The organism is Microbispora sp. NBRC 16548 (assembly GCF_030268985.1).
GTDB lineage: Bacteria > Actinomycetota > Actinomycetes > Streptosporangiales > Streptosporangiaceae > Microbispora > Microbispora catharanthi.
Genome location: NZ_BSSF01000031.1, coordinates 37047 through 50032 on the forward strand (window position 1 = coordinate 37047; position 12986 = coordinate 50032).

Genomic DNA, 12986 nt, shown 5'->3' on the forward strand with positions numbered 1-12986 from the left:
ATGTCGCGTGAGCGTCCCGCGCCGCCCGAGGCGCTGCCGGCGGAGGTGTTCGACAGCCACTGCCACCTGGACATCATGGTCGGCAACCGGCAGGCGTCCTCCGGTGATCCCGTCGCGCTGGCGGCCCAGGCGGCCGGGGCGAGCGTCGCGTCGATCCTCGCCGAGGCGAAGTCGGTCGGCGTGACGCGCCTGGTGACGGTGGGATACGACCTGCCCTCCTCGCGGTGGAACGCCGCGGTGGCCGGCGAGCACCGGGACGTCTACGCGGCCGTGGCCATCCACCCGAACGAGGCGCACGCCTCCACGCCCGAGGTCCTCGCCGAGATCGAGGACCTCGCGCGGCGGCCGCACGTGCGGGCGGTGGGGGAGACCGGACTCGACTACTTCCGCGACTGGGCGTCGAAGGACGACCAGCACGCCAGCTTCCGCGCGCACATCGAGATCGCCAAGCGGACCGGCAGGGCCCTGGTCATCCACGACCGCGACGCGCACGACGACGTGCTCGCCGTGCTCGCCGACCAGGGCGCCCCCGACGTGGTGGTCTTCCACAGCTTCTCCGGCGACGCCGAGATGGCCAAGCGGTGTGTGGACGCCGGTTACTTCATGTCGTTCTCCGGCCCGGTGACGTACAAGAACGCCGGATATCTGCGCGAGGCGGCGGCGGTGGCCCCGCCCGAGCTGATGCTGGTCGAGACCGACGCGCCCTACCTGCCGCCGACGCCGCACCGGGGCAAGCCGAACGCGCCCTACCTGATCCCGCTCACGCTCCGCTGTCTCGCGGAGGTCAAGGGCATGGACGTCGCCGACCTCGCCGCCCGGATCACGGCCAACGGCGAGACCGTCTTCGGCGCCTGGTAGCGCGGGGGACACTGGAGGCATGAGTCTGCTCGGGCCGGTCGAAGTGCGTGCACTCGCGGAGAAGCTGAACATCCGGCCGACGAAGAAGCTGGGGCAGAACTTCGTGATCGACGGCGGCACCGTCCGCCGGATCGTCCGGCTCGCCGAGGTGACGCCGCACGACGTGGCGATCGAGGTCGGGCCGGGGCTCGGCTCGCTCACCCTCGCCCTGCTCCCGGAGGTCGCCGAGGTCGTCGCCGTGGAGATCGACCCGGTGCTGGCGGAGCAGCTGCCGCTGACGGTCGCCGAGCGGGCCCCCGAGGTGGCCGGCCGGCTGACCGTGGTGCACGCCGACGCGCTCAAGGTCGGGCCCGCCGAGCTCGGGACCGAGCCGACCGCGCTGGTCGCCAACCTGCCGTACAACGTGTCCGTGCCGGTCGTGCTGCACCTGCTGGAGGTGCTGCCGTCGCTGCGGCGCGGGCTGGTGATGGTGCAGTCGGAGGTCGCCGACCGGCTCGCCGCGGCTCCGGGGTCGCGCATCTACGGCGTTCCCTCGGTGAAGGCCGCCTGGTATGCCGACGTGCGCCGGGTCGGTCCGGTCGGGCGCAACGTCTTCTGGCCCGCGCCGAACGTCGACTCCGGCCTGGTCTCGCTCGTACGGCGGGAGCCGCCGGCGACGACGGCGACCCGCGAGGAGGTGTTCGCCGCCGTCGACGCGGCGTTCGCCCAGCGCCGCAAGACGCTGCGCGCCGCGCTCGCTTCCTGGGCCGGAACGGCGGCCGCCGCGGAGAAGGCCCTGCTCGGGGCCGGGATCGACCCCTCGGCGCGCGGAGAGCAGCTGAGGGTCGAGGACTTCGCCCGCATCGCCGAACAGCGGGTCGCGGCGGCGGCGCACCAGCCGGATCAGATCGGCCGGCGGCCGAGGTAGGCCAGCAGCACGGCCACTTCGCCGGCGTCGTCGCCGGCTTCCAACGCGGGAGCGTACGCGCCGTAGGCCCGCAGCGGTTCGACGATCCGGGTGGCGACCTCCATCAGCGGCAGGGCCGTCTCCGGGGTGAGCGGCGAGGGCTGCCCCGTGGCCACGGCGATGTCCCAGGCGTGCACCGCCGCGTCGAGCGCGCACGCGCCGGCCGCGAGCCATGCGGGCATGGGGCCCTGGGGGAGCGGCACCGGCACCTGCTCGGCGTCGTCGTCCACCGTCGCCCAGGCGCGGGCCGAAGCGTCCAGCCCCGCGGCCAGGTGCGCTCGGGGGTCGCTCTCGATGCGGCCGGAGGGCGAGAACGGGTCCTCGGAGGGCCACGCCCCACCGGTGATCGCTGCGGCGAAGGCGATCTGGTCCCCGGTCGCGTGCTGCAGCACCTGGGTGACCGACCACTTCTCGCACGGAGTGGCGGAGTCCCACGCCTCGTCGCCGACGCCCGCGACGGCGTCGCGCAACGCGTCGTGCGCCTGGGTCAGCAGGGTCCGCCAGCTCGCCGTCGTGGTCTCGTTCATCGGTGTTCCCTCTCCTCGTTCAGACCGGAATGTTCCGTTCCGCTACTGAGAACTATAGCAGAACGGAATGTTCTGTTCCACTGCTACTGTGAGCGCATGCCGAAGCAGACGGACGACCACGGTTCCAGCGGCCTCGCCGGACGGCGGGGCCAGGCGGCGCGCAACGACGCCGCCATCCTCGACGCCGCCAGGGAGGTCTTCCTCGCCGACCCGAAGGCGCCCGTCGCGGCCGTCGCGGAGCGGGCCGGGGTCGGAATGAGTGCGCTCTACCGGAGATATCCCGGCAAGGAGGACCTGCTGCGCAGGTTGTGCCACGACGGCCTGCGCCGCTGGATCGAGGAGGCGGAGGCCGTCGAGACCGAGCCGGATGCCTGGAAGGCCCTCGTCGTCTTCCTCGAACGGATCGTCGACGCCGACGTGCACTCGCTCACGGTCCACCTCGCCGGCACCTTCACGCCGACCGAGGAGATGGGACGCGACGCGCGGCGGGCCGGGGAGATGATGGGCCGGCTGGTGGAGCGGGCCCACGCGACCGGACGGTTGCGCCGTGACGTCGTCGCCGATGACTTCGGTCTCGTGCTGGAGGGGTGCGCCGCCGTCCGCCTGCCCGACCCGGAGCGTACGCGGGAGCTGCGGCGGCGCTTCCTGTCGATGGTGCTCGACGGTGTCACCGGAGCCGATGCGGCCGGGGACGACGCGGCGGCTCTCCCCGGCCCGGCTCCGCAGCCGGGCGAGCTGAACTGGCGATGGCGGCGGTCGGGTTAGTCAGATCTGACCGAAATTGATCATTGCGGACGTGTATCGGCTCTTGCGGCCGATCTGGGGTGAGACGACGATCTCCGGTACTTGTGCACTTTTCTCCGGAGGACTCATGCTCCCCAAACGTTCCGCCGCCCTGGCCGCCGCCCTCGCCACCGCCGTCGTGAGCGCGGCCGTCACGCCCGCCGCCGCGCGGAGCGGTGCGTACACGGCGACCGCGACGGCGACCGTTTTCGCCCCCAACCCCGTGCAGCAGCTCGGCCTGCAGGACCTCGCCGACGCCAAGGACGCCGACCTGCCCGCGCTGGGGCCGGCGTACACGAAGGTCACGCTGACCGACCTCGACGGCTCCGGCACGCTCACCGGCCGGTACGTCGTCGTGAAGAGCTCGACCGGCGGCGCCGCCAAGGCCGCCGGCGGCGCCTTCCCGGCGTACCACCGTGACGTGGACCAGTTCGAGCAGGTCATGGGCTACCACTGGGTGACCACCGCGCAGCACTACATCCAGTCGCTCGGCTTCGGCAGCACGCTGCGGCCGGTGAACCAGCGGCAGATCGAGTTGCGCATCAACCAGTACGGCGGCGACAACTCCTTCTTCCGCGAGGACAAGGCCAACATCACCCTCGGCAAGGGCGGCATCGACGACGGCGAGGACGCCGAGGTGATCGTCCACGAGTACGGCCACAGCGTCCAGGACGGCCAGGTGCCCGGTTTCGGCACCACGCTGGAGTCCGGCGCGATCGGCGAGGCCTTCGGCGACTATCTGGCCGTGGCCGTGAGCAGCTGGGCGACCGGTGTTCCGGCCAGGACGGACGAGGCCTGCGTGGCCGATTGGGACTCGGTGAGCTACTCGAGTGCCCCGCACTGCCTGCGCCGCCTGGACGGGACCAAGCACTACCCCGAAGACGTCAGGGGCGAGGTCCACGCCGACGGCGAGATCTGGTCCCGCGCCCTGTGGGACATCCGCCGGGCGCTCGGCGACCGCAAGGCGAGCACCCTGATCATCGAGGCGCAGTTCGACTTCGCCCCCGGCACCACGTTCAAGGCGGCCGCCGAGGCGACCGTCGCCGCTGCTCGGCGTCTGTACGGCGCGAGCGCGGCGAGCGCCGTCACCGGTGCGTTCGCCGACCGCGGCATCCTCTGAGCGCCGTGCCCCGCCCGGTCGGGTATTTCGGGCGGGGCACGCCCCGGGGCCCTTCCGACGGGGGTGCGGGCGCTCCGACGGAGCGAGTTTGACGTGATCAACTAGCCTTCCCGTTCCGTCGGATCAGTGTGATTTACATCACACTGGAACCCTGGCTGGATCAGTGACGATCAGTGACGGGTCTGCGACGGCGGCATCTGTGATCAGCGAAAACGTGACAGTGCTGTGAGGGATTCGGGCGGCGACGGAAGTCGCGATCTTGACCGGCCGACCAGACTGAAACGACTTAAGGCGGTCACAAGCCACAAATCCTCAGATAGCTTCTTACTCGTCCTTTACTGACGGATGGGGCGCAAGTGGCGCCCGACGATCAGACCAGGGAGTAGTAAGTTGAAGCGCACCCTCACCCTCGGCGGCATCGCGGTCGGCATGCTGGCCGCCGCCGCTGTCGCCACCCCCGCTGCACAGGCCGACACCGACGTCGCCCCCCCCATCAACCTGGCCAACACGAACTACGCCGCCAAGCAGGTGGCGGCGTTCTGGTACGGCCAGAACAAGGCCAACCTCGTCAACGCCACCCCGTACAACGTCGAGACGACGCTGCCCACCAAGCACGTCTCGACCGGTGGCGCCTCCGCGGACAGCAAGGCCGGCGTCGTCGGCTCCAGCGGTGACAAGAAGGCCACCAGCGGCACGTCGAAGAACGTCAACCTGCCGAAGACCACCGGCAAGGTGTTCTTCATCGGCGCCGACCACAAGCCGCACTGGTGCTCGGCCACCGCCGTGCAGAGCCAGTACAAGAACCTGGTCGCGACCGCGGGTCACTGTGTCTACGACACGGTGAGCAACAAGGACACCCTCGACAAGTGGGTGTTCATCCCGGGTTACTACCAGGGCAAGACCCCGTGGGGCATCTACGTGGGTAAGACCGCGTACACCCACTACGACTTCGACGTGTACGAGGACGGCGACCGCGACTACGCGTTCGTCACCGTGTACAACGGCGTCCTGCCCACCAGCGTCTCGACCGACAAGGTCAAGAACTGGGTGGACAACCGCACGTTCGAGACCAAGGCGGAGGCCGAGAAGGCTCAGAAGGAGCTGGAGCTCAAGAGCACCGGCTTCGCGGGCAAGATCGTGCCGGTGGTGGACTACACCAAGCGGGTCCCCCTCCGCACGCCGGACTCGACGAAGGCGCCCGCCACTCGCGACCAGCTCGGCGGCAACACCGACGCGAACCGGACCACCCTGGAGAACCAGGCCAAGGACCACGGCACCTCCACGTACCAGGACAGGACGTGGGGCACGGTCGTCAGCCGGGTCTCCAAGGGCGAGTTCGGCAACGGCGGCTGGTCGTCCGACGGCAAGGCCTTCTACTTCGCCAAGGACAACGCCTGGTACAAGGCGACCTACTGGGGCAACTTCGACGTCGACTACAAGCTGCGCGGCAGGCTGGTCGACATCGCCCTCAAGGACGTCGGCACCCTCGGCAGCAACGTCGGTGGTCAGGGCCTGGCCTACAACCAGAAGATCGGCACGTCCGTCTTCGTGTTCGGCTACCCGAGCGGGTCGCACCCGGACGGCAACTACGCCTTCACCGGCAAGACCCTCAAGTGGAGCTACGGCAAGACCTTCAAGGCGGCCGCGCCGTCCATGAAGGCCGAGGAGCTCGTCGGGATCAAGTCCTCCTTCACCGGTGAGGGCTCGATCGGCTCGTCCTGGCTGTACCGCTACAGCAGCACCAAGCGTCTTGGTTACCTGAACGGTGTGACCATCGCGGTCTCCGACACCGACGGCAACAAGCGCATCGACACCAGCGTCTCCCCGTACTTCGACGGTGAGACCCTGGCTGTCTACCAGTACGCCGCGAAGTTCGCTTCCGGCAAGATCGTCTGAGACTAGCTCTCTGACGCTCTGACTGGACCGTAAAGGGAAGGGCCCGGCCTCCGGCCGGGCCCTTTTCGCCTGCGCGGGCACGGTTGATCAGCGGAAACTCGCGAGATGTCCCGAGGGGCGTGTGACGCTAAGCTCGGATCTCATGGTCAGGCACAGACGACGTGGCCCCGCCCGTCGCCCAAAACCAGGACGACACGCACCAGGACGACACGCGCGAGGACGGCACGAGCCGGTGAACGGGCGATGAGCGCGATCACCGTGCGCGTGCCGGCGAAGGTCAACCTCCAGCTCGCGGTCGGCCCGCTGCGCGATGACGGCTACCACGACCTGGTGAACGTCTTCCACGCGGTCTCGCTGTTCGACGAGGTCACCGCCGCCGAGCCACTCGACGGGGACCTCTCCGCCGCCCCGCTGGGGGTCAGGGTCGAGGGGGACCTCGCCGGAGAGGTTCCGGTGAGCGACGACAACCTCGCCGTCCGGGCCGCCAGGGCGCTGGCCGACCGGGCGGGCCGTTCCTACCGGGCCGATCTGCTGATCCGCAAGTCGATCCCGGTGGCGGGCGGCATGGCCGGGGGGAGCGCCGACGCCGCCGCGGCGTTGGTGGCCTGCAACGAGCTGTGGGGCCTCGGCCTGCCCGTCGAGGACCTGATGGAGATCGCCGCCGACATCGGCAGCGACGTGCCGTTCGCGCTGCTCGGCGGCACCGCCGTGGGCACCGGACGCGGCGAGCGGCTCGCTCCGCTGGAGACCGCCGGGGTCTTCCACTGGGTCTTCGCGCTCGCCGACGGCGGTCTGTCCACCCCGAGGGTGTACGGCGAGTGCGACCGGCTGCGCGAGGAGGCGGGGGTGGCCGCGCCCACGCCCGCGGTGAGCGAGGCCCTGCTCGCCGCCCTGCGCGAGGGCGACGCGAAGTCGCTCGGGCAGGCGCTGTCCAACGACCTCCAGCCCGCCGCCCTGGCGCTGCGTCCCTCGCTCGCGGGCACGCTCGCCCTGGGGCGTGAGCACGGGGCGCTCGGCGCGATCGTCTCCGGGTCCGGTCCCACCTGCGCCTTCCTGGCCGAGTCGGCCGAGCGGGCGCACGAGCTGGCCGCCCTGATCAAGGACGCGGACGGCTGCCGCGCCGTCGTCACCGCCCACGGGCCCGTCCCCGGGGCCACCGCGGCCGGATAAGCTTGACGGGCGATGAATCTGGTCAATCTGGAGTCCGTCTCCCACGCCTTCGGGCCCAAGCCCCTGCTCGCCGACGTCTCTCTCGGGCTGGAGGAAGGCGACCGGATCGGCGTCGTCGGCCGCAACGGCGGCGGCAAGACCACGCTCATCTCGATCATCGCCGGGGCGCTGAAGCCCGACAGCGGCCGGGTCACGCATACCCGCGGCCTGCGCGTCGGCACGCTCTCCCAGCGTGACCAGTTCGACCCGGACACCGCGGTGAAGGACATCGTCCTGGCCGGCCGGGCCGAGCACGAGTGGGCCGGCGACGCCGCGATCAGGGAGATCCTCGCCAACCTGCTCGCCGACATCGACCTCGCGGCTCCCGCGGGCGCGCTGTCGGGCGGTGAGCGTCGCCGTACGGCCCTGGCGCGGCTGCTGATCGAGGAGCACGACCTGCTGATCCTCGACGAGCCCACCAACCACCTCGACATCGAGGCCATCGCCTGGCTCGCCGGGCATCTCGTCCAGCGCAAGTCCGCGCTGCTCGTCGTCACCCACGACCGGTGGTTCCTCGACGCGGTCTCCACCCGCACGTGGGAGGTCGTCGACGGCTCCGTCGAGCGATACGAGGGCGGCTACGCGGCGTACGTGCTGGCCAAGGCCGAGCGTGCGCGGATCGCGCAGGCCGCGGAGGAGCGCCGGCAGAACCTCATGCGCAAGGAGATCGCCTGGCTGCGGCGCGGACCGCCGGCCCGGACCTCCAAGCCCAAGTTCAGGATCAACGCGGCCGAGGCGCTGATCGCGAACGAGCCGCCGCCGCGGGAGACCGTCGAGCTGCTGAACTTCGCCTCGGCGCGGCTCGGCAAGACCGTCGCGGACCTGGAGGACGTGACGCTCCACGCGGGCGGCCCGGCATCGGGTCCGCTGGTGCTCGACCACTGCACCTACCAGTTCGGCCCGGGGGACCGGATCGGCCTGATCGGGGTGAACGGCTCGGGCAAGTCGTCGGTGCTGCGCCTGCTGTCCGGCACGGTCGAGCCCGACTCCGGCCGCATGGTGCGCGGCAAGACGGTGCGGCTCGCGCACCTGTCGCAGGAGCTGGCCGAGCTGGACCCCACGCGGCGGGTGCTGGAGACGGTCGAGGAGATCCGCAAGTACGTCCAGGTGGGCAAGAAGGAGTGGTCGGCCTCCCAGCTGCTCGAACGCCTCGGCTTCCGGGGCGAGGCTCAGTGGAAGGTCGTCGGCGACCTGTCGGGCGGCGAGCGGCGGCGACTTCAGCTCCTCAGGCTGATCATGGACGAGCCGAACGTCCTGCTGCTCGACGAGCCGACCAACGACCTCGACATCGAGACGCTCACCGAGCTGGAGGACCTCCTCGACGCCTGGCCGGGCACGCTCGTGGTGGTCAGCCACGACAGGTACTTCCTGGAGAGGGTGGCCGACCGCTGCGTCGCGCTCCTGGGGGACGGCAGGCTCTCGATGCTGCCGGGCGGCGTGGACGAATACCTGGAACGCCGTGCGGCGGGCGCGGCCCTGTCGGCCCGGGCGGCCTCCGCCGCGAGCGTTCCCGAGCGGGCCGGCCAGGACGACCAGCAGGCGCCCGCGGGCGGGCTGTCCGCCAAGGAGCTGCGGGAGCTGCAGAAGGAGCTCAACCGGCTGGAACGGCAGATCGACAAGTTCGGCGAGCGTGAGGCGAAGCTGCACGCCGAGATGGCCGAGGCGGCGAGCGACTTCGAACGTCTGGCCAAGCTCGACGCCGAGCTGCGGGAGATCGCCGCGCAGAAGGAGTCGGCCGAACTCGAGTGGATGACGGCGGCCGAGCGCCTCGAAGGGCAGTAGGGGCCGTCGACCGGCCGCGGCCCCGACGCCGCCGGTGTGATGAGGAACGGAAAAGGGGCCCGGCGCGGTGCCGGGCCCCTTCGCGTGCGCGGTGGCGGATCAGACGATCTTGCCGGACCAGTTGTTCGCGGCGACCTTGTACACGCCGTAGGTCTCGCCGTCGAAGTACGGGGAGACGCTGGTGTCGTAGCGCTGGTTGCCGTCGCGGTCGGCGACGCCGATGGTCACGCCGTTGAGGTAGCCGAGCCGCTTGGTGTTGCTGTAGCGGTACAGCCACGCCGAGCCGAGCGCGCCCTCACCGGTGAACGACGACTTGATCCCCACGAGCTCCTGGGCGTTGATGGTGGGGGAGCTGGCCTTGAAGGTCTTGCCGTACGACCACTTGAGCGTGTTGCCGGAGAAGGCGTGGTTGCCGTCCGGGTGCGAGCCGCTCGGGTAGCCGAAGACGAAGGTGCCGCTGCCGATCTTCTGGTTGTAGGCCAGGCCCTGGCCACCGACGTTGGAGCCGAGGGTGCCGACGTCCTTGAGACCGATCGACAGGGTCCGGCCGGTCAGGCGGTAGTCGACGTCGTAGTTGATCCAGTAGGTGCGGACGACGTACTTGTCGCCCTTCTTGAGGTAGAAGGCCTTGCCGTCGGCCGACGCCTTGCCCTCGTCCCAGCCGTCGGGCTTGGAGGTGTACTCCTTGTCCGTGACGCCGGTGCCCTCCTTGAACGGCCCGTTCGCCGGAGTGCCCTCGGGGTTGAGCTTCTTCCACTCGTCCCGCTTGACGTAGACCTTCTCTGACTCGCGGGTGCCCTCCTTGACCACGTGGTCGGTGTCGAGGACGGGCCGGATACGCAGGTGGGAGTAGGCGTTGTCCCTGTCGAGCCTGGCCTTGGCCCCGCGGGCCTGACGGTAGGTCTCGAAGGTGCGGGCGTAGTGCTTGCTGGAACCGCCGGTGGGCAGGACGCCGTTGTACACGGTGACGAACGCGTAGTCGCGGTCGCCGTCCTCGTAGACGTCGTAGTCGTAGTGGGTGTACGCGGTCTTACCCACGTAGATGCCCCACGGGGTCTTGCCCTGGTAGTAGCCGGGGACGAAGACCCACTTGTCGAGGGTCGCCTTGTTGCTCTTGGTGTCGTACACGCAATGGCCGGCGGTCGCCACCAGGTTCTTGTAGTGCGACTGGACCGCGGTCGCAGTGCACCAGTGCGGTCTGTGGTCGGCGCCGATGAAGAACACCTTGCCCGTGGTGCGGGGCAGGTTGACGTTCTTCGTGCTGGTGGTCGCCTTCTTGTCGCCGCTGGACCCGACGACGCCGGGCTTGCTGTCCGCGGACGCTCCGCCGGTCGACACGTGCTTGGCCGAGACTCGCGTCTCCACGTTGTACGGCTTGGCGTTGCGGAGGTTGGCCATACGCTCGCCGAACCAGAAGGCGGCGACCTGCTTGGCGGCGAAGTTGGAGCTGGCCAGGGTGTCGTGCGGTACGGAGTCCGCGTGTGCGGGGGCGGCGACGACCGCGGAGGCCAGCAGGCCCGCGGCTACGCCGCCGAATGCGAGGGTGCGCTTCAAGGGGTGTTCTCCTCGGTCTGTCGGGGGCACAAAGTTCGCCCACACGTCAGTAAAGGGACGGTAAGCAAGCTATCGGAGGAGTCAGGCGGAAAGTAGCGCTGAAAACCGCTCCGTCGGCGCACCGGAGAGGATCGAGGTCGGATCCGAACCTGAAAGGTTCCTGTGTTTCCGCTGATGAGATGCTGATTTCGAGAGGTCGCGATCACGTTGCGTCACTGATCGTCGAAGGCGAGAATGTGATGTAAATCACATTTGCCGGATGGAACCGTGGGGCGATGTGATCACGTCTGATTTCACCCGTGCGCGCGCCGGCAGCGATCCCGGCGGGGCGCAGAGCATAGGGAGAGCGCGGGGGCGGCCCGGAGGGCGCCGGAGAGCCGGAAAACGAGAGAAGGGCCCGGCAGACTGCCGGGCCCTTCGCGTGAGGTCGAGCGCTTAGACGATCTTGCCGGATGCGGCGGTCGCGGCGACCTTGTAGACGCCCAGGGTCTCGCCGTCGAAGTACGGCGAGATGCTGGTGTCGTACCGGTCGTTGCCGTCGGTGTCCGAGACGCCGATGGTCACGCCGTTGAGGTAGCCGAACCGCTTGCTGTTGTCGTACTTGAACAGCCAGCCGGAGCCGAGCGCGCCCTCACCGGTGAAGGAGGACTTGATGCCCTGGAGCGCCTCGCCCTTGATGGACGGCGCCACGGCGGGGAAGGTCTTGCCGTAGCTGTACTTGAGGGTCTTGCCGGTGAAGGCGTAGTTGCCGTCCGGGTGCGACCCGCTCGGGTAGCCGAACACGTAGGTGGGCTGGCCGACCTTCTGGTTGTACGCGAGGCCCTGGCCGGGGACGTTGTCGCCGAGGCGGCCGACGTCCTTCAGCGTGATGTCCACGATCTTGCCGACCAGCTTGTAGTCCAGGTCGAACTTGGCCCAGAAGTTGACCTTGTAGTAGCCGTGGTCGTAGATGAAGTAGACGCTCTTCCCGTCCTCGGAGACGCGGAACACGAGGTCGCCGAGCTTCACCTCGTCCTTGGCCGAGTCGTACTCGGTGAGCGAGACGCGGGTGACCTTGATCCCGGTGCCGGGCGCGGTCTTGAAGTCGGTCGTCTCCCCGCGGCCCTTGTTCAGGATGTCCACCGCGTCCTTGGTCGCGGGGGCCTTGTTCTCAGCCGTCAGAGCCGCCGCCTGGAGGTTCTGCCAGTGCGCCCAGGTGCAGACGTCGACCCACGCCTGCTGGTATTCCTTGTTCTTCTTGTCCCTGACGACAGTCTCGGGCTTGGACACGAACGGCACGATCTTGCCGGCCCAGCCCGTCTCCTTGATCTCGACGTCCTTCTGCGCCTTCTCGGCCTCGGCCAGGGTCTTGAAGACCCGCTTGTCGACCCAGTTCTTGACGCTGTCGGTCTTCACGTCGGTGACCTGGACGCCGTTGTAGACGGCCACGAACGCGTAGTCGAAGTCGCCGTCCCCGTAGACCTCGTAGTCGAAGTGGGTGAAGGCCGTCTTGCCGACGTAGATGCCCCACGGGGTCTTGCCCTGGTAGTAGCCGGGCACGAAGACCCACTTGCTCATCGTGTCCCTCTCCTTCACTGTGCTGAAGACACAGTGACCGGCGGTGGCCACGAGGTTCTTGTGCCCGCTCTGAATGGCGGTGGCGGTGCACCAGTGCGGCTTGTTGTCGGCGCCGACGAAGAAGACCTTGCCGGAGGACCGGGGCAGGTTGACGTTCTTCGAGGTGCCGGTGGGCTTCTGGTCGCCGCTGGACCCGACGACGCCCGGCTTGACGGAGGTGGGCTCCTTCGGCAGGTGGGCGACGACCTTGGACGAGACCTTGGTCTCGACGTTGTACGGCGTGGCGTTGATCAGGTTGGCCATCTTCTCGCCGTACCAGAACGCGGCCACCTGCTTGGCGGCGAAGTTGGTCTCGGCCAGGGGCTTGGCCGGAACCTTCTCCGCCTGGGCGGGGGAGGCGACGACGGCGGAAGCCAGCAGGCCGGCCGCCACGCCGCCAAGAGCGAGGGTGCGCTTCACTTTTTCTCCCAGGTCTGGCGTGGGGCGTGACTATTGCCCCATGCGTCAGTAAAGGATGGGAATAAAGTTATCGGAGGAGATCATTGGGGCGTAAGGGCTGTTACTGGAGCGATGCGTGACAGCCACCCGCGATATAGGAAAAGGGCCCGGCTGGAGGCCGGGCCCTTCCCTTTACGGTCCAGTCAGAGCGTCAGAGAGCTAGTCTCAGACGATCTTGCCGGAAGCGAACTTCGCGGCGTACTGGTAGACGGCCAGGGTCTCACCGTCGAAGTACGGGGAGACGCTGGTGTCGATG

Annotated in this window: 10 protein-coding genes; 7 read left to right on the forward strand and 3 right to left on the reverse strand. The window is 69.2% G+C overall.

What is annotated here, in order from left to right:
• Positions 1-858 (forward strand): TatD family hydrolase, encoded by an 858-nt coding sequence (locus QSK36_RS41640; RefSeq protein WP_285786245.1) that lies wholly within the window; start codon positions 1-3, stop codon positions 856-858.
• A 19-nt stretch (positions 859-877) separates the two neighbouring features.
• The gene (rsmA, locus tag QSK36_RS41645) at positions 878-1765 is read left to right on the forward strand and encodes a 16S rRNA (adenine(1518)-N(6)/adenine(1519)-N(6))-dimethyltransferase RsmA (protein ID WP_183542765.1); all 888 of its coding nucleotides are present in this window, start codon (positions 878-880) and stop codon (positions 1763-1765) included.
• Here the strand turns inward: rsmA and QSK36_RS41650 are convergent.
• Entirely contained in the window at positions 1741-2331 is a 591-nt protein-coding gene (locus QSK36_RS41650; RefSeq protein ID WP_285786246.1) for a TIGR03086 family metal-binding protein, read from the reverse strand. The genes rsmA and QSK36_RS41650 overlap by 25 nt on opposite strands.
• Before the next feature lie 96 nt (positions 2332-2427).
• On the opposite strand from QSK36_RS41650, the gene QSK36_RS41655 reads away from it, so the two are divergent.
• The 5 genes from QSK36_RS41655 to QSK36_RS41675 all read left to right on the forward strand — a co-directional run bounded on the left by QSK36_RS41655 (position 2428) and on the right by QSK36_RS41675 (position 9121).
• Complete coding sequence (locus tag QSK36_RS41655) at positions 2428-3096, forward strand: TetR/AcrR family transcriptional regulator (protein WP_285786247.1); 669 nt, start codon at positions 2428-2430, stop codon at positions 3094-3096.
• A 106-nt stretch (positions 3097-3202) separates the two neighbouring features.
• Entirely contained in the window at positions 3203-4234 is a 1032-nt protein-coding gene (locus QSK36_RS41660; RefSeq protein ID WP_285786248.1) for a M4 family metallopeptidase, read from the forward strand.
• Between the two features lie 390 nt (positions 4235-4624).
• A complete protein-coding gene (locus QSK36_RS41665; protein ID WP_225898741.1) occupies positions 4625-6130 on the forward strand; it encodes a trypsin-like serine peptidase in 1506 nt (501 codons plus the stop codon).
• A 243-nt stretch (positions 6131-6373) separates the two neighbouring features.
• Positions 6374-7300, forward strand: a complete 927-nt coding sequence (locus QSK36_RS41670) for a 4-(cytidine 5'-diphospho)-2-C-methyl-D-erythritol kinase (RefSeq protein ID WP_285786249.1) — start codon at positions 6374-6376, stop codon at positions 7298-7300.
• A gap of 12 nt (positions 7301-7312) precedes the next feature.
• Positions 7313-9121, forward strand: coding sequence for an ABC-F family ATP-binding cassette domain-containing protein (locus QSK36_RS41675; protein WP_285786250.1), 1809 nt, complete (start codon positions 7313-7315; stop codon positions 9119-9121).
• Positions 9122-9220: 99 nt separating this feature from the next.
• Here the strand turns inward: QSK36_RS41675 and QSK36_RS41680 are convergent, their stop codons facing one another.
• Both QSK36_RS41680 and QSK36_RS41685 read right to left on the reverse strand, forming a co-directional pair.
• A complete protein-coding gene (locus tag QSK36_RS41680; RefSeq protein WP_225898740.1) occupies positions 9221-10675 on the reverse strand; it encodes a trypsin-like serine peptidase in 1455 nt (484 codons plus the stop codon).
• A gap of 435 nt (positions 10676-11110) precedes the next feature.
• Complete coding sequence (locus tag QSK36_RS41685) at positions 11111-12691, reverse strand: trypsin-like serine peptidase (RefSeq protein WP_225898739.1); 1581 nt, start codon at positions 12689-12691, stop codon at positions 11111-11113.
• Between the last annotated feature and the right edge of the window lie 295 nt (positions 12692-12986).

Excerpts from the sequence above, each read along its gene's own strand:
- QSK36_RS41655 (WP_285786247.1), top strand. The coding sequence starts at position 2,428 with ATGCCGAAGCAGACGGACGACCACGGTTCCAGCGGCCTCGCCGGACGG.
- QSK36_RS41650 (WP_285786246.1), bottom strand. The coding sequence starts at position 2,331 with ATGAACGAGACCACGACGGCGAGCTGGCGGACCCTGCTGACCCAGGCG.
- QSK36_RS41660 (WP_285786248.1), top strand. The coding sequence starts at position 3,203 with ATGCTCCCCAAACGTTCCGCCGCCCTGGCCGCCGCCCTCGCCACCGCC.
- rsmA (WP_183542765.1), top strand. The coding sequence starts at position 878 with ATGAGTCTGCTCGGGCCGGTCGAAGTGCGTGCACTCGCGGAGAAGCTG.
- QSK36_RS41670 (WP_285786249.1), top strand. The coding sequence starts at position 6,374 with ATGAGCGCGATCACCGTGCGCGTGCCGGCGAAGGTCAACCTCCAGCTC.
- QSK36_RS41640 (WP_285786245.1), top strand. The coding sequence starts at position 1 with ATGTCGCGTGAGCGTCCCGCGCCGCCCGAGGCGCTGCCGGCGGAGGTG.
- QSK36_RS41675 (WP_285786250.1), top strand. The coding sequence starts at position 7,313 with ATGAATCTGGTCAATCTGGAGTCCGTCTCCCACGCCTTCGGGCCCAAG.